Consider the following 24476-nt stretch of genomic DNA (forward strand, 5'->3'; position numbering starts at 1 on the left):
GTCAGGCCCAAGCTTTCTTCAGAACCGCCCGGGCGTCTTCCAGCGTGACTTCTTTCGGGTTGAACATCATGGAACCGTCATCCATGGCCAACTCGGCGATGGTGTCCAGCTGATGCTCCTCCACACTGCCCGCTTCCTTGAGGGTGCGCGGCAGCTTGCAACGCTTGAACAGCTCATCCCGAAGCTTGCGAAGGGCGGATATGCTGCCCTCAGCGCGGCGGCTGGCTGGTGTGGCAGCATAGACTTCCGGGCCTTCAAGGTAGAGCAGGAGTTCGCCCAGCGGCGCCCGAATCGTCTCCAGGTTATATTCCAGCACGTACGGCAGATACAGGCTCATGCAAAGCCCGTGGGGCAGGTGACAGATGGCACCGGTGGCATGCCCGAGGGCATGAACCAGTCCTACCATGGAGTTGGAGAAGGCAATGCCGGCCATGGTGGAGGCCTGTGCCAGCTCCAACCGGTTATCGCTGTCCTTCGGGTTGTCCATGACTTTCAGCAGAGAGGTGCTGATTTTCTTGATAGCGGCCGTTGCATAGGCATCACTGAGCGGGTTTTTCGCCATACAGGTGAACGCTTCCGTGGCATGGGTCATCGCGTCCATGGCGGTGGCGGCAGTGATGTGCGGCGGTAATGTCAGGGTCATTCGCGGGTCGATTACCGCAGCGTTGGGCAGCAGGAACGACGACGTGAACGGCAGCTTTACTGACTTGGCCGTGTCGGTAATCACCGCAACGGAGGTGACTTCAGATCCGGTACCGGCCGTGGTTGGCACCACCAGGAACGGCTTCAGCGGGTGCTTGATGATGCCCGCGCCACTGTACTCGGCAATGTTGTCACCACCTTCCGACACCAGGATGTTCACCGCCTTGGCGGTATCAATGGCAGAACCACCCCCCACCGCAATGAGGGAATCGCACTTTTCGTGGCGGTAGATTCCGGCAATGTCTTTCACCACGCCGGTGGAGGAATCCGGCGGAACGTCATCGTAAATGCTGATGATTTCCAGGCCGCTTTCTTCGCAAGCCGCAATCACGGGGTCAAGAAGTCCGGCGGCGCGAACGCCTTTGTCGGTAATAATCATCGGCCGCTTGGCGCCCAGGCCGGTCAGCTCATAGGGGATGTGCTCCAGCGCTGCTTTACCGGCGATTACCTTAACCGGGCAGAAAAATTCATAGTATTGGTTGGTCATTATGCTCTCACCGTGTCGACAAAATTGGAGGCTACCTTGAGGTAAATACGAGCCGCACTGAGGAGTTTCTCGGGCAGGTGCAGGTTCGAGGGATATTCCTTTACAGCCCGTTCCGCCACCAGTTTGGGCAGAATGAAGGTCTCAAGCCGGTTCAGAATCCGGGTCATGCGGATGGCGTAGCTGATATCGCCGTCCACCAGCATGCGGTCATTGGCAAAGGCAACCGAGGTTTTTTCCTGGAATGACAGCACCAGGAAGGCATGGGCAATGTGCTTGAACTGGATGGACAGGTCTATTGGCCGGGGCGCCGAGTCGCCATGGTAGTGGAAACGGCCGTCGCCGATGTGCTCCACAATAAGGCGGGAGCCGTTCGGCATCACCATCATCTCAAACAGGAAGCCCTCGGGCAGGGCCCGGGCTTCTTTCTGTACGGTAGCGTCAATTTCGCTGACGGCCTGAAGCGCACGCCCCATGACCTGGAACATGAGCTCTACATAAAGCCGGCGGGCCTGGAAGACCATCGGCTGGATACGTTTCGCGAGCATGGCAATCGTCCGATTGTTGAATGATTACCTCAATTTTTAGAGTTATTGCTCTAAAAGTCAATGCGGACGATGACATCAGCTCTGCGTCAGTTGGGCCAGCTTCTGTTTTGCTTCCTGGGCAATCTGCCCTTCAGCCTTGGCTGCGGTGCTGTAATACTGGATAGCATCGTCCCGACGCTTCTGCTGGACAGCAATATCGCCAAGGCGCAGAAAGGCGATGGAGGTCGGCACAGCTTCATTGGCCTTGTTCAGCCGCTCCTTTGCCTTGTCCAGTTTGTTCAGCTCAAGGGCGTTGAGGCCACTGTGAAGCTGGTAGGTGAACATCTCAGGATAGAGGGAAGTGGCCCTGTCGAAGTCGGCCTCGGCTTTTTTCTCATTGTCCTGGGCCCTGTAGATCCGCCCGCGCAGAGAATAAAAGGCGGCTTCCTCAGGCTCGATTCTGATCGCCTCGTTTACCTTGGCGAGTGCCTGATCAAGCTTGTCGTCGCTGGCCAGCTTCAGGGCTTCATCGTGAGCGTTATAGGCAGGTTGGCGGTCACGTAGAAACGACAGTTTTTTCTGGTATTCGTCCTTTCCCCGGTACCCTCCAGCGCCGATCTTGTTGACCAGTTCCTGGTTCTCATTCACGCGCTTTTGTGACGGTGGATGGGTGGCAAACATGCCCTCAATAAAGCTGGTATTGCGGCCCTCGGAAAGCCGGACAAAGATTTCCTGCAGCTCCACCGCGGCCTGGGGGTCATAGCCGGCTTCTTTCATGTAGCGAATACCATAGTGGTCTGACTCGAGCTCATCGCCCTGGCTGTACTGGGCCAACGCGAGCTGGGCACCCATGGCCGCGCCACCCATGATCAACCCGGCCCACTCGTTGTCAGAGAGCGCAAACCCGAGCCCCGCTACACCGGCACTGATCAGCATGCCTTGCTGCATCCGCTGCACACTGTGACGTGCTGCGGCATGGACAATTTCATGGCCCAGAATGGAGGCAAGTTGAGCCTCGTCCTCCAGTTCTGTCAGCAGTCCCCGGTTGATGGCAATCTTGCCACCGGGAAGCGCCCAGGCGTTGGGAACGCTGCTGTTCAGTACCACAAATTCGTAGGGGAGATCGGGCCGATCACTGACTTTTGCCAGCTTTTGGCCAACTTCACTGACGTACTGATTCAGGTCCGGGTCCAGGTAGAACTGGCCGCCCTGGGTCTGCTGGGTTGGTTTGTACTGCTCGCTGCCAATGGAAAGCTCTTGGCTCTCGGGGATCAGCGATAGCTGTTTCTCTCCTGTGACGGGATTGACGGTACACCCGGAAAGAAAAGCGAGCACAATAATAACGGTGAGGTATCGTAATCCAGCGTGGATATTCACGGGCAGAACTCCTTGGTCAATGTCCCTGGGCGACGCTGCCGGTTGGCCGGGTCGCCTTTTTTTGCAGATTTGTTACGTTTATACCATATCCGTGATGTGTGGAGGCTTTCATGACTTTACGTTAGTATTGCCGGTCATTTTATCGAGCATTTCATGCGCACTACCCCCGAGCCTATCTGACGAGCCAGACTTTATGAACGATGCCATGAGAATGGACCGGGTTCGCCGTTTTATAGGAACCCTGAACCAGGCCCGCGAACTGGGCCTGACCGTAACATCGGCAAAAAAAGGTCAGCTGACTCTGTGCCTGCCATACAGCGACCTGATTATCGGTAACCCGGATACCGGCGTCATTCACGGTGGCGCCATCACCACGCTGATGGATACGGCCTCGGGCTCAGCGACCATGTGCGCCCTGGATGACTTCGAGCTTTGTCCCACACTGGACCTGCGAGTTGATTACATGCGCCCCGCCGTACCCCATAAGGCTGTTTTCGCGCGCGCAGAGACCTACAAAGTGACCCGCAATATCATCTTTACCCGCTGCGAGGCTTTCCATGAAACGGGCGAGACCATCGCCAACTGCGTCGGCACCTTCATGCGGATCGGCAAGGAAGCAATGCCAAAGTCTTTCCGTGATCTGATCGACGGAGAAAAAGAATAATGAACCCTGAAATTCTTCGTTACACCCAGGAAACCGGTGATTTTTCCCGCATGCTGGAAAGCATCCCCTACGCCCGGTTCATTGGCCTGGAATGCGACCGTTTTGGCGACGATCTGATTTTTCGGCTGCCGAAAAAAGAAGAGAACCTGGGCAACCCCATTTTGCCGGCCATCCACGGCGGGGTGATCGGTGGCTTCATGGAGCTGTCCGCTGTCATCTACCTGATGATGTCCCAGGAAACCTTGCGCATGCCCCGAATCGTGGACTTTTCCCTGGATTACCTGCGCGCGGGCCTGAACCGGGAAACCTTCGCCGAGTGCCAGCTGACCCGCCAGGGCAACCGCGTGGCTAACGTTATGATCTCCGCCTGGCAGAAGTCCCGGTCCCAGCCTATTGCTACTGCCAGGGCTCACTTTTTGCTGGACGACTAAAGACTATTCCTGTCTGCAAGGGCTTGAAAAGACCCCGTTAGACCCCATTTCCTCCTGCAAGACAAACTCCACAGTTTGGTGCTGCGGCTACGAAGGCGTTTTCAAAACCGTGCGGAGCCATGGATGGCGGAGCCCGAGCGTACAGGGATGTATTTACAGCGTGTTTTGGAAACGCCTTCGTAGCCGCGGCGCTCCACCGTTCGTTGATAGCAGGAGACAAACAAGCCATGACGGTTGAATCGCAAAAAGAGACACTGGGTTTTCAGACCGAAGTTAAGCAACTGCTTAACCTGATGATCCATTCCTTGTACTCAAACAAGGAAATCTTCCTTCGTGAGCTGATTTCAAACGCGTCGGATGCAGAAGACAAGCTGCGTTTTGCTGCGCTGAAAGACGACAGCCTATTCGAGAACGATCCCGAGCTGAAAATCCGCCTGGACTATGACGCCGAAAAGAATACCGTCACCCTGTCCGATAACGGCATCGGCATGACCCGCGATGACGTGGTTCAGAATCTGGGCACCATCGCACGGTCCGGCACTGCGGAATTCCTCCAGCAGCTTTCCGGTGACGAGAAGAAAGACAGCAAGCTGATTGGTCAGTTTGGTGTCGGCTTTTATTCTTCCTTTATCGTTGCAGATGCGGTGGAAGTCTTTACCCGTCGCGCCGGTGCGCCCGTCGAAGAAGGTGTGCACTGGGAATCCAAAGGCGACGGCGAGTTCACCATCGAGAATGTGGATCTGAATGAGCGTGGCACCAAAATCGTTTTGCACCTGAAGGATGACGCGAAGGAATTTGCCGATGGCTTCCGCCTGCGTAACCTGGTGAAGAAATACTCTGACCATATCTCGTTCCCGGTGGTCATGAAGTCCGAATCCGAAGAAGAGAGCGAGAAGGGCAAGTACGAGACCGTTAACGACGCCACGGCTCTGTGGACCCTGTCCCGCAGCGAGATCAAGGATGAAGAGTACAAGGAATTCTACAAGCACATTTCCCACGACTTTGAAGACCCGCTGACCTGGTCCCACAATAAGGTGGAAGGCAAGCTGGATTACACCAGCCTGCTGTACATTCCGGGCCGTGCGCCGTTCGACCTCTACAACCGTGAAGCGCCCCGTGGCCTGAAACTGTATGTGCAGCGCGTGTTCATCATGGACGATGCCGAGCAGTTCCTGCCGTTGTACCTGCGCTTCACCAAGGGCGTGATTGATTCCAACGATCTGTCGCTGAACGTCTCCCGTGAGATCCTGCAGAACGACAGCACCGTGGACAGCATCCGCACCGCGGTGACCAAGCGGGTTCTGGACATGCTCTCCAAGCTGGCGAAGAAAGAGCCGGAGCAATACCAGCAATTCTGGAATGAGTTCGGCACCGTACTGAAAGAAGGCCCGGCAGAAGATTTCAGCAACCGCGAGAAAATTGGTGGTCTGCTGCGGTTTGCCTCTACCCATACCGGCGAGGAAACCCAGAACGTGTCGCTGGATGAGTACATCGCCCGTATGAAGGAAGGCCAGAGCAAGATCTACTACATTACCGCTGATAACTTCATGGCCGCCAAGAGCAGCCCTCACCTGGAAGTATTCCGCAAGAAAGGCGTTGAGGTGCTGATCCTCTCTGACCGGATTGACGAGTGGATGATGGGCTACCTCAACGAATACGATGGCAAACAGTTCCAGGACGTGGCCCGCGGCGAACTGGATCTCGGCGATGTGGAAACCGAGGAAGACAAGAAGCACCAGGAAGAGGCCACCAAGGAACACAAGGATCTGCTGGAGCGAATCAAGACTGCTCTGACCGACCGCGTCCAGGACGTGCGTGTCACCAATCGGCTGACCGATTCACCGGCCTGCCTGGTGGTTGGCGACTTTGACATGGGCGCCCAGATGAAGAAAATCATGGAAGCCGCCGGCCAGAAAGTGCCAGACAGCAAGCCTATTTTCGAAATCAACGTGGAGCACCCGCTGGTGCAACGCCTTGAGCGCGAGCAGGGCGAAGACCGTTTCAAAGAGCTGTCTGCGGTGCTACTGGATCAGGCCACTCTGGCCAGTGGCGAGCAGCTGCAGGACCCGGGCGCGTATGTGAGTCGCCTGAACCGGTTGTTGCTTGAGCTGGCGAACTAAGGCCAGATTACGTAGGTCGGATTAGCGAAGCGTAATCCGACAACCAGGCCGGATGTATCGAACAATTTTGTCGGATTACGACTTCGTCTTTTATGCCCTTCACGGGTAAATCCGACCTACGAACAAGGTGCTATGCAGCAGATCATTGTGGACGTCGAAATCAGCCCTGACGAGTGGATAAAGCTCTACCAAGGCACAGCCACCGATGTCCGCACCACGGCCCGGGACGGGCGCTCCGTCCGTTTCCCGGCTCGTATCCTTTCCCGTTTTTACCTCAAAGAGGGCATTCGCGGCAGCTTCAGAATTCTTTTTGACGACGCCGGGAAGTTCACTTCTATCGAAAGACTCTGATCTTTCACTCCGCCTTTTCAATTAATAAAAGCTCTTGTTATTGTATTTTTAATTAATTGTATTAAACGTTCGGTGCTGCGTTAACGTGTTGGTGATACGTCGGATACACCAATAGGCATTCGCTATCCGCGACATAATAAATACGCAAAGCAAAGCATTTTTTATGTCCTATAGTTAGTGGTGCTTCCTTAAAAGTAGTGTCGTTTTGCCAAACCGAATCAGGAGAGAAAAATGACAGAAAACAATAGCTCAGGCGGAAAGTGCCCGGTAATGCACGGGTCCAACACGCAGGAGAAATCTGATGTGGTTGCCTGGTGGCCGGAATCCCTGAACCTGGACATCCTGCATCAGCACGACCACAAGACAAATCCGATGGGTGAGGATTTCGACTATCGGGAAGAGGTCAAAAAGCTCGACTTTGAAGCACTTGAAAAAGACATGCATGAGCTGATGACCAACAGTCAGGAATGGTGGCCTGCAGACTGGGGTCATTACGGCGGCCTGATGATCCGTCTGGCGTGGCACGCTGCTGGTACTTACCGTCTGGCCGATGGCCGTGGCGGCGCGGGAACTGGCAACCAGAGATTTGCACCACTGAACTCCTGGCCCGATAACGGCAACCTGGACAAGGCGCGGCGTTTACTGTGGCCGCTCAAGAAGAAATACGGCAACAAAGTAAGCTGGGCCGATTTATTCATTCTGGCCGGCAACGTTGCTTACGAATCCTTTGGCCTGAAAACCTTCGGCTTCTCCTATGGTCGTGAGGACATCTGGCATCCGGAAACGGACATTTACTGGGGCGCAGAAAAAGAGTGGCTGGCGCCGTCCGATAGCCGTTATGAGGACGTGGAAAAGCCCGACACCATGGAAAATCCGCTCGCCGCCGTGCAAATGGGTCTGATCTATGTGAACCCCGAAGGCGTTAATGGCGTTTCCGATCCGCAGAAGACCGCTGAGCAGGTCCGCACGACATTCGCGCGTATGGCGATGAATGATGAAGAAACCGCTGCATTGACTGCAGGCGGCCACACCGTCGGTAAGACCCACGGCAACGGCGATGCTGAGAAGCTTGGGCCGGAGCCGGAAGGTGCTGATATTCACACGCAGGGTCTTGGCTGGATCAACCCGGACCTGGATGGCAAAGCCACCAACGCCATCACATCAGGCCTCGAGGGTGCCTGGACCACCAATCCGACCAAGTTCGACATGGGCTACTTTGACCTGCTGTTTGGCTATGAGTGGGAGCTGACCAAGAGCCCGGCTGGCGCGAACCAGTGGGAGCCGATCAACATCAAGGAAGAAGACAAGCCTGTTGATTCCACTGACCCGTCTGTTCGACGCAACCCCATGATGACCGATGCCGATATGGCCATGAAGGTGGACCCGAAGTACCGCGCAATCTGTGAGAAATTCATGGCAGATCCGGACTACTTCAGGGACTGCTTCGCCCGTGCCTGGTTCAAGCTGACTCACCGGGATATGGGACCGAAGTCCCGTTACATCGGCCCCGACGTACCCAGTGAAGACCTGATCTGGCAGGATCCGGTTCCTCAGGGTGAGACCAACTACATTGAGGAGATCGTTAAAGAGAAAATTGCCGAAGCTGGCCTGAGCCTTAACGAGCTGGTGACCACTGCCTGGGACAGTGCCCGTACCTTCCGCGGCTCCGACATGCGCGGCGGTGCCAACGGTGCCCGCATTCGTCTGGCTCCGCAGAAAGACTGGGAAGGCAACGAACCGGATCGCCTGGCCAAAGTGCTGAGCGCCTACGAGAAAATCTCTGCCGACACCGGTGCCAGCTTGGCAGACGTTATTGTTCTGGGTGGTAACCTGGGCATTGAGATGGCTGCGAAGGCCGCGGGACACGAAGTCCATGTGCCGTTCCTCAAGGGCCGTGGCGATGCAACGGACGAGATGACCGATGCCGAATCTTTTGAACCGATGGAACCGTTGGCTGATGGCTTCCGCAACTGGCAGAAGAAGGATTACGTGGTGAAGCCGGAAGAAATGCTTCTGGACCGTGCCCAACTGATGGGCCTGACCGCACCGGAAATGACCGTTCTGCTCGGTGGTATGCGGGTGCTGGGCACCAACCATGGCGGCACCCAACACGGTGTGTTCACAGATCGTGTTGGCCACTTGACCAATGATTTCTTCGTAAATCTGACAGACACGGCAAACAGTTGGGAGCCGACTGGCAAGAACTCGTACAACATCGTGGATCGCAAGAACGGCAACACCAAGTTCACTGCGACCCGTGTTGATCTGGTGTTCGGTTCCAACTCGATCCTCCGTGCCTATGCGGAACTGTATGCACAGGACGACAGCAAAGAGAAGTTCGTAAAGGACTTCGTTGCTGCCTGGACCAAAGTCATGAACGCCGATCGTTTCGACGTCAAATAAGACCTGCCAGTGAATGGGCACCCCGCCACGGGGTGCCCATCTATCAACTTCCCGCCAAATTCCTTACAATCCTCCCCGCCTGATTTTTGATCAGTCCCGATTTGAACAGACCTCTTTCCCCGCTGGAGCACCCATGCGAATCATCCTCGCCCCGATGGAAGGGCTGGTCGACGCACCTATCCGTGAGACCCTGACGAAAGTCGGTGGAATTGACCGGTGCGTGACTGAATTCATTCGCGTGACCCACGGCATGCTGCCGCCGAGGGTGTTCTACAAGTACGCTCCGGAACTTCACAACCAGTCGCTTACGGGTGTTGGTACGCCGGTGGCAGTCCAGCTTCTTGGCTCAGACCCGCAACAGATGGCTCGCCATGGCGAAAAAGCCGCCGAGCTGGGGGCAACCCAGGTGGATATCAATTTCGGCTGCCCCGCGAAAACCGTGAACAAACACAAGGGCGGCTGCGTACTGATGCGCGAGCCGGAACTGATGCACGAAATAGTGGCGGCTGTGCGCCAGGCGGTACCCGCGAGCGTGCCGGTTACCGCAAAAATGCGCCTGGGGTACGACGACCGTTCCATGGGTGTCGCCTGCGCCCAGGCACTGGAAGCTGCCGGCGCCAGGGAGATCGTTATCCATGCCCGCAGCAAGGTCGATGGCTATAAACCGCCTGCCTATTGGGAGGAAATTGCCAGGGCCCGGGAAGCGGTCAACACCCATATCATTGCCAACGGTGAGATCTGGACCGTGGCGGACTATTGGCGATGCCGGGAGGTTTCAGGCTGTGACGACGTCATGATCGGCCGCGGCCTGATTGCACGGCCGGACCTGGCCCTTCAGATCAAGGCAAGCCAGCAGGGCGAGGCGGTAGCGGACATGACCTGGCCGGAAGCCGTGGTTCTGGTTGGTGAATACGCCACCGTTCTGCAGGGCTGGCTGGAAGACCGCTACGTAACCGGTCGTATCAAGCAATGGCTCAATTTCCTGCGCCAGGGCTTTGCCGAGGCTGAAGCTCTGTGGCCACAGGCCCGCAAGATCCGCCAGGTGGCGCCGATGATGGCCTGCCTCAGGCAGCCGGTACCGATTGCTGATTCCCGCGCCGCCTGAACGCCGATTCCCGACGTAAATCTTCCCCGCTGACTACACTGGTACCAATGGCGTTATCGTTCGTATCAGTGTGGTGTCAACAATAAAAAGGTGGGGAGGACGAGTAACATGTCACAAGGAAATTTTCGCAACACCCTGGCCGTCGCCGGGGCGTCTGCCTGTCTTTTGCTGGGCGCAGCCATGTCGGTCCACGCGGATGGGCAGGTGGTCAAAGTCACACCGCTTGGCAGCCACGATGGAGAGTTCTGCAGCCGTGACAGGGCGCTGGTGTTAGAAGACCCGAACGGCACCCGGATTCTCTACGATGCCGGCAGAACGGTTGCCGGGCCGGACGATCCCCGGTTGGGCAGGATCGATGTCATTCTGGTCTCCCATATGCACGGCGACCACGTGGGTGATCAGCGCATCAGTGAAACCAATCAGGGTAGCTGTGCCTCTCCGGACACCGGAGTGTCCACATTGCCGCAGTCCAATACCGTTGATATCGCGGTCAAAACGAACGCGAAAATTGTCACGGGCAGTGAAATGCCGGCGTTTTTTGCCGCAAAGTTGAAGGCTGCCGGTGGTGACCCTGAAAACTCCGTGCTGGTGCGTTTTGGTGGTGAGCGGGAGGTTGGTGGTGTGGCCGTAACCACCGTACCGGCGGTTCACAGTAACGGCGTTGCCCCCTCGTTCCTGACCGGCCCGCTGGCGGAACATCTGAAAGCGGCGGGCGTGGGTGCCAGCGTAGGACCGCCCACCGGCTACGTAGTGACGTTCTCCAACGGGTTGGTGGTGTATCTGTCGGGTGACACCGGCATCACCGCCGAGCAGAAACTGGTGGTCAACGAACACTATGGCGCCGATCTGGTGGTGATGAATATCGGTGACACGTTCACCACCGGACCGAAAGAGGCTGCCTACGTGGTCAATGACCTTGTTCGTCCGAAGGCGGTCATCGCTTCACACGCCAACGAGGCAGCCACCGAAAACGGGGCAGTGCAGGAAGGCACACGTACCGAACAGTTTGTCGGCCTCGCTTCAATGCCCGTGCACATTCCCCTCAGCGGTAAAACCATGAGCTTTGACAGTAAAGCCCGCTGTACCGAAGGTTGCTGAGACAGAGGACTGGCCCATGCGGTCAGTCCTCCAGATCCGCTGAATAGCGCCCCAGTGTCGCCAGGCTGTTGAGCCTGGCCCTTTTCACCAGGGCAGTCTGGGCGGCCTCCCGGTTCGAGGAAATGCCTGCCCAGGCCTTTTGTGCCGGCTCCTGTAACGCGCGGCCGTAGGAGAAGCTGAGGTTCCAGGGCTGAGCGGAGCCACTGTTCATGGCATTGAGATTCAGGGTCGCTTCTTCCGGGGTCTGGCCACCCGACAGAAAGTTGATGCCTGGAACTGCTGCCGGAACGACTCTCCGGAAAACTCTCAGCGTGTGCTCCGCCACTTCCTCCGGGCTCGCCTTCTTACCGGTGGCATTGCCGGGCGTGACCATGCTGGGCTTTAGGATCATGGTTTCCAGCTCTACCCGATGGCGCCGCAGGGCGTGGAAAACCTCGCTGATGACCGCTTCGTTCACATCGGCACTGCGCTCGATGGTGTGGCTGCCATCAATCAGCACTTCCGGTTCCACGATGGGCACGATTCCGCAGGACTGGCAGATCGCCGCGTAGCGGGCCAGCACCTCGGCATTGGCTTCAATGGCAGCCTTGCTTGGGTTGATGTCGGTGATGTGATACACGTTACGCCACTTGGCAAACCGCGCACCCAGTTCCTTGTAGTGCTCCAGCCGCCCGGCCAATCCATCAAGCCCTTCGGTAATCTCGTCTCCGGGTGCGTTCACCATCGGACCCTTGCCTTTGTCAACCTTGATGCCGGGCACCACGCCCTGGTTGGCGGCTACCGAGGCCAGTGCAGTGCCATCATCCGCGTGCTGGTCCAGGGTTTCCTCAAACAGGATGACGCCACTGACAAATTCCCCCAGACCTTCCGCGCCAAGAATCAGGCTGCGGTACTGTCGCCGGTTCTCTTCCGTGGACTCGACTCCGACAGCCTTGAAACGCTTGGCAATGGTGGGGTTGCTTTCGTCCGCCGCCAGAATGCCTCTGCCCGGCTGAACCAGGGCCTTGATTGTCGCATTGAGTTCGTCCTGAATGGTCATGGTGATCTCCTTAAAGTGCCTGATGAGTCAATAATGGCTTTCAGCTGATTTTTAATTGTAGACGCAGAATCTCAGACCGAAATTTGATCTGGGATATAACAGTAACAGATGCAGTCATCTAATCTGGAGACTATAACAACCGTTAATTCTGGAAGGGATAATCATGAAGACCGTGGTGAGTGTCAGCCAGAGATCATCCGAGTTTGACTATGATTTTGAGACAGAATTTCTTGGGCAGTCTTTCCGCATCATTCGTATCGGAACGGACGGCGACCTGTCACGAGCCGAGGCCGTGCTGGATTCCGTAAAAACAGAGGCGGACGCCATTGGCCTGAGCACGATCCATGACCAGTATCACGCCGGCCGCGAGACACTGGAGCATCCGGACATCACCCGTCTGAAGGCCAGCATTCCTGACAAGCCGGTCACAACCGGCGCGAAATTGCGGGGTATCCTGCAGGAGTGGGCGGTTCGACACACCCAGTCCGAGCTTGGCCATTTCTTCGACAATGCCCGGGTGCTGTTCATGAACGGCCAGGCCGGCTATCGCGTTGCCAGGGCTTTGTCGGAGTATACGGACAACCTGTTGTTCGCAGACCCTTATACGGATTTCGGGGTGCCCAGGCTGCTGACGTCATTGGGCCAGCTTGAAACCTACACCGGACTAAGCGCCCCGATGATGTTCAAGCCGGCGACGGCAAGGGCGGCGGAGTTTATCCGGCATTTGCCCCTGTTCCGCCTCGGCGAAAAGCTGGTTGCCGGGTCGCTGCGTGAGGCGGTAAAAAGCGCCCACGTTATCGTTGCTGCGGTGGACGAACTGGGAGATTTCAGCCACGAGCAGCTGGATGGCAAAACGGTCATCACTTCCAGGGTGAATGACCAGGCCCTGGACTGGATGCGCTCCCGGCGTGTAGCCATGGTGGTTGACTACAGCCCCTGGTTGAATGGCCGGCCGGTGGGTGTGAACGTCCTGGAAGCGATGATCAGCGCAGCGCTGGCCCGCACTCCAGAACAAATGGGGCCGGATGACTTTCTGGAGGTTATTGAAACCCTGGCACTCAAACCCCGTATTCTTTATCCGGATGGTTATCGCCGGATTAATCGCTTCGCCTTCGTTATTCACCCCCTGTCGCAGCAGTATCTGACCAAAACACCGCCCCTGGACTGGATTGCCAGCGTTTCGCCGCCGGTTGTCATGAACATGGTGGAAAAGGCAGTAGCTTATACCCCGCCATTCATTTACTGCAAAGTCACCGGCGTGCAATCACCAACCGGGGACGAAGCCGAAGGCTGGCTGATTACCGTAGGTGGTACCCCACGGGAAATCATGGCTCATGGCCCGGAATTTACCTACAGCCGCCTGCTGGCCGCTGCCGGGCTGGCAAAAAAACTCGGTGCACAGATCATGGGCCTTGGCGCCTTTACCAAAGTGGTGGGAGACGCAGGCATTACCGTTGCCAAGCGTGCACCATTGCCGATTACAACGGGCAATAGCTACTCCGCGTCCGGGGCCCTGTGGGCGGCCCACGAGGCGGTGAAGAAAATAGGGCTGGTAGGCATAGGTCCCAGCGGCAAGATGGCGGGTAAGGCCATGGTAGTAGGAGCAACCGGCGCCATTGGTTCCGTCTGCGCACGTCTGCTGGCCAAGGCCGTGGATGAAATCTACCTGGCGGCGCCCGAACCGGCAAAACTCCTGGCCCTGAAAGAAACAATAGAGCGGGAGACGAAGGGCGCCATTGTTCATGTGGCGGGTGCCGCCGACCGCGACCTGGAAAGCATGGACATGATCGTGACAGCTACCTCCGGCGCCGGAAAGCGGGTGCTGGACATCATGCGGGTAAAACCTGGTTGCGTGATCACGGATGTTGCGCGGCCACTGGACATCCCCGCGGAAGACGTTGCCAAACGGCCGGACGTCATGGTGATCGAGTCAGGCGAAATCGAGCTTCCTGGGCATGTTGCCATGAAAGACATCGGCTTGCCCAAAGGAATTGCCTACGCCTGCCTGGCCGAAACCATTGTGCTGACACTGGAAGGCCGGTTCGAGAACTTTACCCTGGGCCGCAACATCGAGTGGGAAAAAGTCAGGGAGATCTACCGGCTCGGCCTCAAACACGGCATGAAGCTGGCGGCCATTTCAGGGGTAAACGGCGTATTCAGCGAAGAGGACTTTGAACGGGTCAGGGTGTTGGCAGAGCGGGAGAGATCCCGTGCACCCGCCTGATTTATTGTGTAGGTTGGCATAAAGGCAATTATGCCAAGGAGGCCTTCTGATGACCTATACACTGTTGGCTGTGGCGCTGGTGCTGCTGGCAGTCACTGTGCTCGGCAAAGTACGGCTTCATGACTGGTGGATACGTGCCTGCGAGTTTCCTCGGGTACAGATAGTCACGTTGGCCGTGATCACTGCTGTTGCGGCGCTGCTGCTCGGGCAGGGCGAAAAGCAGATATGGATTCTCTCACTGTGCGCCGTGGTACTGGTGCTGCAGTCGTACCGGATATTGCCGTGGACAAGGTTCTGGCCCCTTCAGGTTCAGAATGCTGAGCCCGGAAACGAAGAACGTTGCGTTACCTTGATGGTGGCCAATGTACTCACCACCAATCGCAACAGCGAAGGGCTGATCCGCCAGGTGCGGGATCAGCAGCCGGATGTGCTGCTGACTCTGGAATCAGACCAGTGGTGGGGTGATCAGCTCGATGCTGCCTTTGGCGACTGGCATACGATTATTCGTATACCCATGGACAACCTTTACGGTATGCACCTCTATTCTCGTCTGCCTCTTGAAGAAGCAGAAGTGAAGTACCTGATTCAGGACGATATCCCCTCGATACATGGCTGGCTGAAGTTGCCCAGCGGCGATCGTATCCGTTTACATGCCCTCCACCCGCGCCCGCCCGCTCCCAGCGAAAGTGAGGAATCCCTGTGGCGTGATGCAGAACTTCTGCTGGTGGGGCAAGAGGTCGAAAAAGGCGGCTATCCTGCAATAGTCGCCGGTGATCTGAACGATGTTGCATGGTCGAGAACTACGCGTTTGTTCTGTCACATCAGCGGTATGCTGGATCCGCGTCGTGGTCGGGGCACATTCAGTACCTTTCATGCGGAACGGTGGTACCTCCGTTGGCCGCTGGACCATGTCTTCATCACCGAGCACTTCACCCTCAAGGATATCCGCCGGCTCAAAGCATTCGGCTCTGATCACTTTCCCATACTGGTAACGCTGTGTTATCGCCCCTCGCGTAAGGACGAGCACGAGGTGCCCGAGGCCGACAGCGAAGAGGTACAGGAAGCCAGCGAAAATATCCGCGAAGGGAAGGAGCGGGAGCAGGGCGATAGCTGAATCGCCCTTTTCAAGCCTCGGCTCCTCAGGCGGAGGGGTCCATCAGCCCGGCATAGCGAACGCCGCTCAAAAGCGCCATTTCCCGATGCCAGGTTGCCAGGTCTTCCTTGTTGAACTTGCTGAGGCTGTCGTGGCCACAGGCTCTGGCCATTACTTTCATAAGAGCGACTGAGGCCTCAAGAAAGTTTTTAAGCTGCTCAGACGACTTATCTACGTTGAGTCGTTGCCGCAAGTCCTTCCTCTGAGTTGCAATACCGGCAGGGCAGTTGTTGGTATTGCAGATTCGTGCCGCTACGCATCCGATTGACTGCATGGCACTGTTGGCTATCGCAACGCCGTCGGCTCCCAGCGCCATGGCCTTGACGAAATCAACAGGTACCCGCAAACCACCTGTCACAATCAGGGTAACCCGGCCACTGGCGCCGTGATCATCCAGGTAGCGCCGCGCGCGGGCCAGGGCGGGAATGGTGGGAACACTGATATGGTCCCGGAACATCTCGGGGGCAGCACCGGTTCCTCCGCCACGGCCATCCAGGATGATGTAATCGGCGCCGGCATCCAGGGCAAACTGTACATCCCGTTCAATGTGGTTGGCACTGAGCTTGAAACCCACCGGGATACCGCCGGTAATCTCTCGTACCCGACTGGCGAATTGCCGGAAATCCTCCACCGACTGCAAGTCCTCAAAGGTGGGTGGGGAAATCGCATCCTCTCCCTCCCTGATACCTCGTACTTCCGAAATCCTGCCGGTGTTCTTGTTACCGGGCAGGTGGCCCCCGGTGCCTGTTTTTGCGCCTTGTCCGCCCTTGAAATGGAATGCCTGAACCTGTTTCAGAAGCTTTTCGTCATAGCCGAATTTGGCGCTGGCCAATTCGTAGAAGTAACGGGAATTCTCCTGCTGTTCTTCTGGCAGCATGCCGCCTTCGCCAGAGCAAATGCCCGTGCCGGCCATTTCGGCACCACGTGCCAACGCTATTTTTGCCTCTTCAGATAGCGCGCCAAAGCTCATGTCAGAGACGAAGAGAGGCATGCCCAGGGTCAAAGGCTTTTTCGCTTCCGGGCCGATGACTAGCTCAGTGGCTACTTCGGCGTCTTCCATCAACGGCTTGCTGGCCAGCTGCGCCACCATGAGCTGCAGGTCATCCCAGTGTGGAAGGCTGTGGCGCGGTACGCCCATGGCTGTTGTGGGTCCGTGCGGCCCCATATTGCTCAGGCCTTCGCGGGCGAGTTGGTGGATGAACGCAACAGTTGGTTCGTCCTGCGTTGGTTTCGCCTCGGGAGAGCTAACGGAAGGCTCTTCGTCCCCGTCTTCGTCGGGCCCTTCCTTGCCCACCTCGCCCTTATCGAACCGATTGTGGGTACCATCGCAGAAAGGGGCATCGGCGGTGTACTTGCATTGGCAAAGAACCGCGTCCTCATCCTTTTCCGCCACGAAACTTTTGGGTGTGAAGTCCGTATCGGCGTGGGAACCATCACAGAAAGGTTGGTCACCGGACCGCCCACACGTGCAGAAAAGGTACTCCTCGCCTTTCTTAAGGGAGACTTTTTTGGGTTTGTTGTCTGCGATTACGGGATTGCTCATAGGGCCGACTCCTCGAATATTTAAAAGAGTTACGGTGACGCCTGTGATGCGGATTGGCCTGCCGCGCTACTCGCGGCTGGCCAATTCATTCAAAGCCCCTGGGCACCCCGGCGCAGCCAGTCATGGACAAAGGAAAGCTTGTGGCGTGCGAAATCCGAGAGCACGAAGGGATAAAGGTCCTCCAGGCCCATCGACCGGTTAACGTGATTCACACCCACCGCGATCGACGCCGCGATATGAATCAGCCGTTGGGCATCCGGTTCGGTATACGGATCCCAGTTGGTGCCCGGAACCTGTGGTGAGGTAAGGCCTCCGGCCACGAAGCTGTCGGTAAGGTCGGTCAGGTGAAGCAAATGGGCCGTGGTCTCGGCCCAGTCCTCATGGGGGTGGGCGGAGGCATAGCTGGTCAGGTAATAATGCTTCCAGTCCTGCGGCGGACCATTCTCATAGTGATGCTGAAGCGCCCCGGGATAGCTGATGCGCTCATCACCGAACATCGCCCGGAACGCATCCAGGAAGTCCTCTCGCAAGCTCAGACGCCACCAAAGCATATGGGCGATCTCATGTCGCATATGGCCAATCATGGTGCGGTAGGGCTCTTCAAGGGCTTCCCGGCGGGTTGTTCGAAGCACCGGATCTGCCTCGGCCACACTGATCGTCACCACGCCTTGGGCATGCCCCATGGGTACAGGTGTGGGGCCTTCTGCGAGCATATGGAAAACGGGCCGTGCGCCCGGGTCTTCCGGACGGAACCAGTGCCAGCGGCCCAGATTGTCGAGTGCCCAGCGTTTGGCTGCCTCGGTTTGCGCCCAGTTCGGCATGGCATTATGAATGGACGGATCCGGGGCCAGCGCCGTCATGGCACAGGAGCGGCAGAAGGCGCCTTGCTCGGGCGCAATCCAGTTACAGCCAATCACATCCCGATTGGCGCAAAAGGGCGGCATGGGCAGGAAGGCCCGCGCCTGCGGATCGTAGGCGACGGGGGTTCCATCCGCGGTGGTGAGATTATCAAACCAGAGGGAGCCGGAGCCGACCGGGTTGGCGAAAACGCGCATAAGTAAAGTCTTCCAGCTGAATGAACTTCGAGTATAGGAACCTTCGGCCGCCGGTGTCCAATTCTCAGCTGGTCGATTTCCGCGCACGCCAGAAGCGGGCTATTGCGGGCTTGACGCTCACGCCATGAACCACGATCGACAAGGCTACTACCACCAGGGTCAGATGAATCAACTCCAGTGCGATCTCTTCTGGCAGTCCATGCTGGATGGCATACATCAGGTAGTAGAGTGAGCCGATGCCACGCACCCCGAACCAGCCTGCAAGGTTACGCATACGCATGGGGGCGTTGGTCCCGAGCAAGCCGATATGGACACTGATTGGCCGCGCGACAAAGAACAGGAATGCCGCGAACCCAACGGCGCGCCAGCTCCAGGAGTCCCAGAAAAGCGAGCCACCAATCAATAACACCAACACGATCTCGGCCAGCCTTTCCAGGTGCTCGTTGAATGCCAGCGAGCTCTGATGCACGTGGGCGATAGCTTGGGGCTTCTCGCCCGGCAGTGCTTCTCCGGATGTAGGGTCTGAGTACCGTTGCATGAGGCCGGCCAGTTTCAACTCCGTATGCCGTAACGCCACGGCTGCGCTGAATACCGCCAGAAAGCCCCAGGCATTCACCAACAGGCTGGCACCATAGGCAAATGCAATCAGCCCCAGGCCCAGAAAACTCTCAAGAAACTCGGAATGGGTAAACGTGGTTCGCAGTCTCTGCACCAGCCAGCCAACGGCGTAGCCAGCGAGGACGCCAATGCCAATCCCCGCACCGGTAGCCCAGGCCACATCAACCACCAGCCAGCGCAAACCGTCATCGCCAAGATCGTGGAGGCCCAGCAGGCCAAGCCCGAGCATGATAAAGGGAAAGGCGCTGCCGTCGTTGATACCGGCCTCGCAGGTCAGGGCAAACCGCAGTTGGTCCGGATCATCGGCGTGGCGAACCTGCACCTCCGTGGCAAGCACGGGGTCGGTCGGGGCCACCACAGCACCGAGCAGGACGGCGGCACCGAGGGGCAGCGCGAGCCAGTAATAACCAAAGAGCGCCACCAGGCCAACGGTCAGCGTCATTGAAACAACCGCCAGTTGCAGGGGATTGCGCCAGCGCTTGAAGGTGACCGGTGCGGGCATCTTCACTCCCGCACAGTACAGCGAAATCAGCACGGCGATTTCAGTCAGCAACTCAAGCAGCGCTGACTCTTCCAGCGGATTGAAATGGAACAGGCCGAAGCCCATGGGGCCGACCACAAAGCCGATGAAGAGATACACAATGGCTGAGGTGGCCGGTACGGTTTTGATGTAGGAAGCGGTGAAGCCCACTACCAATAGCAGCGAGCCAAGTAAGATAAACCAGGTAGCGGTGGTCATGGATAGCTCATCGTAGAACGTCGGTGCACCCCAAAACATAGGGCTCAGGAGCCGCTCACGATGCGCTCTTCAATGGCTCATTACCAGACTGTGCGAATTAAATCGCAGTAAAGGCGCGTTCGTTTCCCGACGACTCCGTACCCTCTGCACCGCTCGAGCCTGTTCCCAAAATCACTCTACGGTGATAGTGATCTTTTCCGACATAACCGGAGGCTCGTGCGGCACGTGCATGTGGTCCCCCAGGAGCAGTTGCAGGGTATGTTCACCGGGCTCCAGTTCCAGATCGGTACTGGTCTGGCCACCACCGAAGTGAACTACCTGTTCCGTAGAAGGCAGTGGCGCATCCATGGGCGGCAGCTCATCCAGATCGACCAGCAGGTGGTGGTGGCCGCTATTCTCATCGTCAGTACCCGCCTTGGCAACGTTCATACCTTCCAGCGCGAACTCCACAGTCACCGGACTGGTCACGGTAGCACCATCCTCCGGGATCACTATGGCCACTTCGGCATCTGCCGGCGCACTCGTGCGCTCACTGGAAGTGGTTTCAGTGGCGCCTTCTGTTTCATCGGTGGTTTCATCCGTTGTCGCCTGGTTCTGCGACATGGGTTGTTCTTCCTCACTGCTATCGGAACATCCCTGCAGCAAAAAACCGGTGGTCAACAATACGCCGATCAGCGAGATCTTTAATGGAGCGTGCATGGCAAAATCCTCCTTGTGCCATTGATGGGGCGGGAAGAGCCGGCCCAGCCATTGGCTGCGGCTGTCCCTGGTGCAGTTACACGCTTTAAATTAACAAAAAGCAGAAGATGAAAAACTGCACAGTAATGCGGCAGGTATGTGATGCGGACTATTCCGTTCACTGCCCCGAAAGTGCCTGCTTAACCGCCTGGGCGGCATGAATTTCCGTAGTGTCGTACAGCGGAACAGAGGTATCTGCCTGGCGGATCAGCAGGCCGATTTCGGTGCACCCCAGAATCACCGCCTGTGCACCGCGTTCTGAAAGCGATGCGACAATATCGAGATAGGCCTGACGGGAATCCGGGTTAATCTCGCCCTGGCACAACTCCTCGTAGATGACCCGGTGAACTGAATCCCGCTGGGCCTGATCCGGTATGAGCACTTCAATGCCTGCTGCTTCCAGGCGCTCGCGGTAAAACGCCTGCTCCATGGTAAACCGAGTGCCGAGCAGGCCCACGTGAGTGACGCGATCCTGCTCCAGCACTTGTGCTGTGGCATCGGCAATATGGAGAAGGGGCAGACGAACAGCCTGTTCAATTTCTGGCGCCACCTTGTGCATGGTGTTGGTGCCAATTACCAGGAAATCTGCGCCGGCTTTTTGCAATGACAGAGCCGCGTCGGAAAGTATCCGGGCGGTCTCGGCCCAGTCGCCCCTGTGCTGAAGCGCTTCGATCTCGGCAAAATCGACACTGTAGAGCACCAGTTTTGCCGAGTGCAGCCCTCCCAGGCGGGCTTTCACACCCTCATTGATCAGGCGGTAATAGGTTTGAGTCGATTCCCAGCTCATGCCGCCGAGAAGGCCAATGGTTTTCATAACAACCTCCCTTTTCTAACGTAAAACCCGCTTCACAAGTACCGGGCCAAACAGCTCAAACACAATGGTAGAGGCAACCACCACCGGGAGAATAGAATCTCGGTATTCCGGAAAGCGTTCCGCGGCCAGCAGTGCCATACCGATCGCTACGCCTGCCTGCGGGGTCAGGGCCAGGCCGATATTCCGGGGTAGTGCCTCGTGCCTTGCCGGGCTGAACATTACTGCAAAATAGCCCCCCAACACCCGGCCGGCCAGACGCAGCAAAACATAGGCGAGTGTCAGCAGTATGGCGTCATCCACCCTGTAAAGATCAATGCTGGCTCCGGAAAGCACAAAGAAGAACACCAGAAATGGCCATTCAATATGCTCAATCTCCCGGAATGACCGGGTATGGTGGTAGGCCAGATTGGCCACCAGGCTTCCGGCAATCATGGAGGCAAGCAGGGCGGAGACACCCAGCAGCGAGGAAAGCCCGGCCAGTAACAGTATTATCGCAATGGCTTCCACCTGAGTGGGCTCCCCTGATTTGAGGCGGCCTGTCAGCCATGCGGCTGGCAGGCCAATGGCGACCCCCAGTAATATCGCACCGCCCATCTCCCACAGGGCATGCAGCAAAGCAACATTCCCATCAGCTCCAATCACCCAGCCGAGAACGGACATGCTCAGCCCGAAAACGATAATGCCCCAGGCATCATCAATAGCAACAATACCCAGCAATATCCTGGGCACCAGTCCGGCGCTCCCTCTCTCGCGAACCGACTCGCTCACAGCGGCAGGATCTGTTGCCACTGAAATAGCCGCCAGCGATACGGCAACCACAAGGGGAAACCCCAGAACCACCAAGCCGGCACCTACCAGGAGACCGCCGCCGATAATCACGAACAGGGAAATCACCAGAATCAGTGGGCCAGTGTTGCGTAGTCGGCGCAGTTCCAGCTCACTGCCCAGCAGAAAAGCCACCATCACCAGCGCGAGCTGGATCAGCGGCTCACTCAGCCCACCCAGGACATCACCATTCTGACCACCTATCCACACCTGTTGAACGAAGGCGATAGCAATGCCCACCAGCATCAGAATGGAAATCCGCGGAACCCTTGTGCGATGGGCAAGGGCGTCAGCAAAAATGCTGGCGGACAGAATAACGCCCAGCAGGATGATGTTCAGGGTAGCCTGGGAAGCCCCAATGGGCAGCCAGTGGGGGAGGTTCTCAATCATCTGGACGCCTCGATATGATCCTTTGACGAAATAATCCATCACCACCGTCGGTGAGGATTGCCAGGCGGTTTACTGGCGGCCTGTTCAGAGAGTTAATAGAGAGATAGTGCCATCGGCTAGTAAACGCAGATTCCCATGACTAGAGTTAAGATAGCAGCTTGGCCACGGATCAGAATCGTCCCCTACACACTGCCATCGTAAACAGGGAATTGTTATGACGACAAGCAGTAACACACCGGATCACCGTGATGCGATCACCATCCTGGCACGGGCAGGGTATGGAGCCCGGGGTATTGTCTATCTGCTGGTAGGCGGGCTGGCTGCGTTGGCTGTTGTCGGGCAGGGCGGGCAGACGACCGGTAGCCGTGGTGCTCTCGAGCGAATTTTGTTTGCACCCTGGGGTGACGTGCTGCTCGGAATCATGGTTGTCGGCCTCCTGGGATTCGCCCTTTGGCGCGCCATCCAGGCGATCAAGGATACCGATCATCACGGCATGGATACCAAGGGCATTGTGGTCCGTGCCGCCCTCCTGATAAGCGCCATGACTCACATCATGCTCGCATTCTTTGCAGTCAGCCTGATATTTACCCTGGACAGTTCGTCCGGCGGTTCGGGCAGCGGGTCCAAAGACGCCGCTACCTGGTTGATGAGTCAGACCTTTGGTCGGTGGCTGGTTGCGGCGGTGGGGGTCGCACTTGTGGGAGCCGGGGTCGCCCACGTGATCAAAGCAGTGAAAACGCAGTTTGACCGCCACTTCAACATGCCGACGCAGGTCAAGTATTGGGCTTATCCCATCTGCCGGTTTGGCCTGATAATCCGCGGACTGGTTTTCGCGATCGTTGGCGCCTTTTTTATCATGGCGGCTTACCAGTTCGATCCCGATGAGGCCGGCGGTATCGCCGAAGTCTTCACCATGATACGCAGTCAGATATTCGGTCAGACCCTGCTGGTACTGGTCGCCTCAGGTTTGTTCGCTTTCGGCATCTATAGCCTGCTGGAAGCAATATACCGCCGCATCCATCCGTAGGCAGGAAGCCGTTTCACTATGAAATTCAGGTCCAGACGTGCACAGCGTTGGTTCGATCGCATAAACGATTCCCGCCACATGATGTGGTTTCTGGGGGTGGTGTCTTTCCTGGAAACCATCATCGTTCCCATACCGATTGAAGTGGTGCTGATCCCTTTAATGGCACTCAACCGGGATTGCATCTGGCGGTTGGCTGCAGCGACCACCCTCGGCTGCCTGGTGGCGGCGTTGGTGGGCTATGGGGTGGGCATGGCGCTGTACCAGTCCGTGGGTATCTGGTTCATTGAAAGCATGGGAATGCAGAGTGGCTACGAGTCCTTTCAGACATTCTTCGATCAGCACGGCTTTGTGGCGATACTTGCCCTCGGTATAGTGCCCGTTCCGTTTCAGATTGCCATGATCACTGCAGGCGCGGCCGGCTACCCGATTTACCTGTTTGTACTGGCGGCTCTGATTGCCCGCGGTATCCGTTACTACGGCCTGGCGTGGCTGATCCTGCGGTTCGGCAAGCGGGCAGAAGATCTATGGCGGCGCCATGCGGTGATCGCCAGTCTCGCCGCAGCTGCTGTCCTGATCGCCATCTCGCTGGGGTTGCAGGCCCTGGCGAACAGAATAATATAGGGAAGCGCTTTCTCTCGTCAGGCTGCGCTCGTAAACCAGTGGCTTTTACGACTTGTATACCCAGGCGGCTATCCCCAGCATTGGTTTATAAGTCCGTTTGTAATGGAGAAAAGCCAGATTCCATGGAACCTGTCACCAAGAAACCCTGCATCGACATCTGCGAGTTCAACAAGAAAGCTGTCTGTAAGGCCTGCGGCCGCACCCGGCAGGAGAAAAAAGAGTGGAAACAGCTGTCCCCCGACGAAAAACAGGCCATCTGGACGCGTATCCTCGAATCTCACGGTTCAGGCAAGGGCAAAACGCCCAGGGCGTTGCGGGACCTTTACGAAAAGGCCAGGCGTAAACAGCGCGAAAAAGCCTGACCTGCAATTCCTGTCTTCTTCAGGGCGCGTTCTGCAGCCGGATTTCATCAATTTTGTTCAATACCC

Annotated in this window: 22 protein-coding genes; 12 read left to right on the top strand and 10 right to left on the bottom strand. The window is 57.2% G+C overall.

Annotation, left to right across the window (positions count from 1 at the left end; genetic code table 11):
- Position 1: 1 nt before the first annotated feature.
- The 3 genes from FDP08_RS00740 to FDP08_RS00750 form a co-directional block, all read right to left on the bottom strand.
- Positions 2 to 1189 carry an iron-containing alcohol dehydrogenase gene (locus FDP08_RS00740; RefSeq protein WP_137434137.1) on the bottom strand — a complete coding sequence of 396 codons (1188 nt, stop codon included), beginning with the start codon at positions 1187 to 1189 and terminating at the stop codon, positions 2 to 4.
- Positions 1189 to 1734, bottom strand: a complete 546-nt coding sequence (locus FDP08_RS00745; protein ID WP_137434138.1) for a hypothetical protein — start codon at positions 1732 to 1734, stop codon at positions 1189 to 1191. Before FDP08_RS00745 ends, FDP08_RS00740 begins: the two co-directional genes overlap by 1 nt.
- A 75-nt stretch (positions 1735 to 1809) precedes the next feature.
- The gene (locus FDP08_RS00750) at positions 1810 to 3090 is read right to left on the bottom strand and encodes a M48 family metalloprotease (protein WP_137434139.1); all 1281 of its coding nucleotides are present in this window, start codon (positions 3088 to 3090) and stop codon (positions 1810 to 1812) included.
- 193 nt (positions 3091 to 3283) lie between these two features.
- Between FDP08_RS00750 and FDP08_RS00755 the strand changes: the two genes are divergently transcribed.
- The 7 genes from FDP08_RS00755 to FDP08_RS00785 all read left to right on the top strand — a co-directional run bounded on the left by FDP08_RS00755 (position 3284) and on the right by FDP08_RS00785 (position 11262).
- Complete coding sequence (locus tag FDP08_RS00755) at positions 3284 to 3754, top strand: PaaI family thioesterase (RefSeq protein ID WP_137434140.1); 471 nt, start codon at positions 3284 to 3286, stop codon at positions 3752 to 3754.
- Positions 3754 to 4185, top strand: coding sequence for a PaaI family thioesterase (locus tag FDP08_RS00760; protein ID WP_228263198.1), 432 nt, complete (start codon positions 3754 to 3756; stop codon positions 4183 to 4185). Before FDP08_RS00755 ends, FDP08_RS00760 begins: the two co-directional genes overlap by 1 nt.
- Positions 4186 to 4412: 227 nt before the next feature.
- Entirely contained in the window at positions 4413 to 6305 is a 1893-nt protein-coding gene (gene htpG / locus FDP08_RS00765) for a molecular chaperone HtpG (RefSeq protein ID WP_137434142.1), read from the top strand.
- 132 nt (positions 6306 to 6437) lie between these two features.
- Positions 6438 to 6656, top strand: a complete 219-nt coding sequence (locus FDP08_RS00770) for a DUF2835 domain-containing protein (protein ID WP_137434143.1) — start codon at positions 6438 to 6440, stop codon at positions 6654 to 6656.
- A gap of 231 nt (positions 6657 to 6887) precedes the next feature.
- Complete coding sequence (gene katG / locus FDP08_RS00775) at positions 6888 to 9059, top strand: catalase/peroxidase HPI (protein WP_137434144.1); 2172 nt, start codon at positions 6888 to 6890, stop codon at positions 9057 to 9059.
- A gap of 133 nt (positions 9060 to 9192) precedes the next feature.
- Positions 9193 to 10164: a tRNA dihydrouridine synthase gene (locus FDP08_RS00780; RefSeq protein WP_137434145.1), complete on the top strand. Its 972-nt coding sequence runs from the start codon at positions 9193 to 9195 to the stop codon at positions 10162 to 10164.
- 108 nt (positions 10165 to 10272) lie between these two features.
- Positions 10273 to 11262 (top strand): MBL fold metallo-hydrolase, encoded by a 990-nt coding sequence (locus FDP08_RS00785; protein WP_137434146.1) that lies wholly within the window; start codon positions 10273 to 10275, stop codon positions 11260 to 11262.
- A gap of 22 nt (positions 11263 to 11284) precedes the next feature.
- Here FDP08_RS00785 and FDP08_RS00790 read toward each other — a convergent pair whose 3' ends face one another.
- Positions 11285 to 12301 (bottom strand): class I fructose-bisphosphate aldolase, encoded by a 1017-nt coding sequence (locus FDP08_RS00790; protein WP_137434147.1) that lies wholly within the window; start codon positions 12299 to 12301, stop codon positions 11285 to 11287.
- Between the two features lie 163 nt (positions 12302 to 12464).
- On the opposite strand from FDP08_RS00790, the gene FDP08_RS00795 reads away from it, so the two are divergent.
- Positions 12465 to 14525 carry a dehydrogenase gene (locus FDP08_RS00795; protein WP_137434148.1) on the top strand — a complete coding sequence of 687 codons (2061 nt, stop codon included), beginning with the start codon at positions 12465 to 12467 and terminating at the stop codon, positions 14523 to 14525.
- 49 nt (positions 14526 to 14574) lie between these two features.
- Entirely contained in the window at positions 14575 to 15639 is a 1065-nt protein-coding gene (locus FDP08_RS00800; RefSeq protein WP_228263199.1) for an endonuclease/exonuclease/phosphatase family protein, read from the top strand.
- Between the two features lie 25 nt (positions 15640 to 15664).
- Here the strand turns inward: FDP08_RS00800 and FDP08_RS00805 are convergent, their stop codons facing one another.
- The 6 genes from FDP08_RS00805 to FDP08_RS00830 all read right to left on the bottom strand — a co-directional run bounded on the left by FDP08_RS00805 (position 15665) and on the right by FDP08_RS00830 (position 22400).
- Positions 15665 to 17221 (bottom strand): glutamate synthase-related protein, encoded by a 1557-nt coding sequence (locus tag FDP08_RS00805; RefSeq protein ID WP_137434150.1) that lies wholly within the window; start codon positions 17219 to 17221, stop codon positions 15665 to 15667.
- An 89-nt stretch (positions 17222 to 17310) separates the two neighbouring features.
- The gene (locus FDP08_RS00810) at positions 17311 to 18276 is read right to left on the bottom strand and encodes a zinc-binding metallopeptidase family protein (RefSeq protein WP_137434151.1); all 966 of its coding nucleotides are present in this window, start codon (positions 18274 to 18276) and stop codon (positions 17311 to 17313) included.
- 64 nt (positions 18277 to 18340) lie between these two features.
- Entirely contained in the window at positions 18341 to 19633 is a 1293-nt protein-coding gene (locus FDP08_RS00815) for a cation:proton antiporter (protein ID WP_137434152.1), read from the bottom strand.
- Between the two features lie 171 nt (positions 19634 to 19804).
- A complete protein-coding gene (locus FDP08_RS00820; RefSeq protein WP_137434153.1) occupies positions 19805 to 20332 on the bottom strand; it encodes a DUF4399 domain-containing protein in 528 nt (175 codons plus the stop codon).
- A 157-nt stretch (positions 20333 to 20489) separates the two neighbouring features.
- Positions 20490 to 21185: an aspartate/glutamate racemase family protein gene (locus tag FDP08_RS00825; RefSeq protein WP_137434154.1), complete on the bottom strand. Its 696-nt coding sequence runs from the start codon at positions 21183 to 21185 to the stop codon at positions 20490 to 20492.
- A 15-nt stretch (positions 21186 to 21200) separates the two neighbouring features.
- Positions 21201 to 22400 (bottom strand): cation:proton antiporter, encoded by a 1200-nt coding sequence (locus FDP08_RS00830; protein WP_137434155.1) that lies wholly within the window; start codon positions 22398 to 22400, stop codon positions 21201 to 21203.
- A gap of 214 nt (positions 22401 to 22614) precedes the next feature.
- Here FDP08_RS00830 and FDP08_RS00835 point away from each other — a divergent pair, with 214 nt between their 5' ends.
- The 3 genes from FDP08_RS00835 (at position 22615) to FDP08_RS00845 (ending at position 24410) form a co-directional block, all read left to right on the top strand.
- Entirely contained in the window at positions 22615 to 23427 is an 813-nt protein-coding gene (locus tag FDP08_RS00835; RefSeq protein ID WP_137434156.1) for a DUF1206 domain-containing protein, read from the top strand.
- 18 nt (positions 23428 to 23445) lie between these two features.
- Positions 23446 to 24048, top strand: a complete 603-nt coding sequence (locus FDP08_RS00840) for a YqaA family protein (RefSeq protein ID WP_137434157.1) — start codon at positions 23446 to 23448, stop codon at positions 24046 to 24048.
- A gap of 122 nt (positions 24049 to 24170) precedes the next feature.
- Positions 24171 to 24410 carry a DUF1289 domain-containing protein gene (locus FDP08_RS00845; RefSeq protein ID WP_137434158.1) on the top strand — a complete coding sequence of 80 codons (240 nt, stop codon included), beginning with the start codon at positions 24171 to 24173 and terminating at the stop codon, positions 24408 to 24410.
- Positions 24411 to 24476: the final 66 nt, after the last annotated feature.

The organism is Marinobacter panjinensis (assembly GCF_005298175.1).
In the GTDB taxonomy this organism is placed as follows: domain Bacteria; phylum Pseudomonadota; class Gammaproteobacteria; order Pseudomonadales; family Oleiphilaceae; genus Marinobacter; species Marinobacter panjinensis.

What these genes read in the sequence shown, in the direction of transcription:
- katG (WP_137434144.1), top strand. Translation starts at nt 6,888, where the DNA reads ATGACAGAAAACAATAGCTCAGGCGGAAAGTGCCCGGTAATGCACGGG.
- FDP08_RS00810 (WP_137434151.1), bottom strand. Translation starts at nt 18,276, where the DNA reads ATGCGCGTTTTCGCCAACCCGGTCGGCTCCGGCTCCCTCTGGTTTGAT.
- FDP08_RS00830 (WP_137434155.1), bottom strand. Translation starts at nt 22,400, where the DNA reads ATGATTGAGAACCTCCCCCACTGGCTGCCCATTGGGGCTTCCCAGGCT.
- FDP08_RS00815 (WP_137434152.1), bottom strand. Translation starts at nt 19,633, where the DNA reads ATGACCACCGCTACCTGGTTTATCTTACTTGGCTCGCTGCTATTGGTA.
- FDP08_RS00745 (WP_137434138.1), bottom strand. Translation starts at nt 1,734, where the DNA reads ATGCTCGCGAAACGTATCCAGCCGATGGTCTTCCAGGCCCGCCGGCTT.
- FDP08_RS00820 (WP_137434153.1), bottom strand. Translation starts at nt 20,332, where the DNA reads ATGCACGCTCCATTAAAGATCTCGCTGATCGGCGTATTGTTGACCACC.
- FDP08_RS00835 (WP_137434156.1), top strand. Translation starts at nt 22,615, where the DNA reads ATGACGACAAGCAGTAACACACCGGATCACCGTGATGCGATCACCATC.
- FDP08_RS00840 (WP_137434157.1), top strand. Translation starts at nt 23,446, where the DNA reads ATGAAATTCAGGTCCAGACGTGCACAGCGTTGGTTCGATCGCATAAAC.
- FDP08_RS00800 (WP_228263199.1), top strand. Translation starts at nt 14,575, where the DNA reads ATGACCTATACACTGTTGGCTGTGGCGCTGGTGCTGCTGGCAGTCACT.
- FDP08_RS00790 (WP_137434147.1), bottom strand. Translation starts at nt 12,301, where the DNA reads ATGACCATTCAGGACGAACTCAATGCGACAATCAAGGCCCTGGTTCAG.
- htpG (WP_137434142.1), top strand. Translation starts at nt 4,413, where the DNA reads ATGACGGTTGAATCGCAAAAAGAGACACTGGGTTTTCAGACCGAAGTT.
- FDP08_RS00770 (WP_137434143.1), top strand. Translation starts at nt 6,438, where the DNA reads ATGCAGCAGATCATTGTGGACGTCGAAATCAGCCCTGACGAGTGGATA.
- FDP08_RS00740 (WP_137434137.1), bottom strand. Translation starts at nt 1,189, where the DNA reads ATGACCAACCAATACTATGAATTTTTCTGCCCGGTTAAGGTAATCGCC.
- FDP08_RS00755 (WP_137434140.1), top strand. Translation starts at nt 3,284, where the DNA reads ATGAACGATGCCATGAGAATGGACCGGGTTCGCCGTTTTATAGGAACC.
- FDP08_RS00845 (WP_137434158.1), top strand. Translation starts at nt 24,171, where the DNA reads ATGGAACCTGTCACCAAGAAACCCTGCATCGACATCTGCGAGTTCAAC.
- FDP08_RS00760 (WP_228263198.1), top strand. Translation starts at nt 3,754, where the DNA reads ATGAACCCTGAAATTCTTCGTTACACCCAGGAAACCGGTGATTTTTCC.
- FDP08_RS00825 (WP_137434154.1), bottom strand. Translation starts at nt 21,185, where the DNA reads ATGAAAACCATTGGCCTTCTCGGCGGCATGAGCTGGGAATCGACTCAA.
- FDP08_RS00780 (WP_137434145.1), top strand. Translation starts at nt 9,193, where the DNA reads ATGCGAATCATCCTCGCCCCGATGGAAGGGCTGGTCGACGCACCTATC.
- FDP08_RS00785 (WP_137434146.1), top strand. Translation starts at nt 10,273, where the DNA reads ATGTCACAAGGAAATTTTCGCAACACCCTGGCCGTCGCCGGGGCGTCT.
- FDP08_RS00805 (WP_137434150.1), bottom strand. Translation starts at nt 17,221, where the DNA reads ATGAGCAATCCCGTAATCGCAGACAACAAACCCAAAAAAGTCTCCCTT.
- FDP08_RS00795 (WP_137434148.1), top strand. Translation starts at nt 12,465, where the DNA reads ATGAAGACCGTGGTGAGTGTCAGCCAGAGATCATCCGAGTTTGACTAT.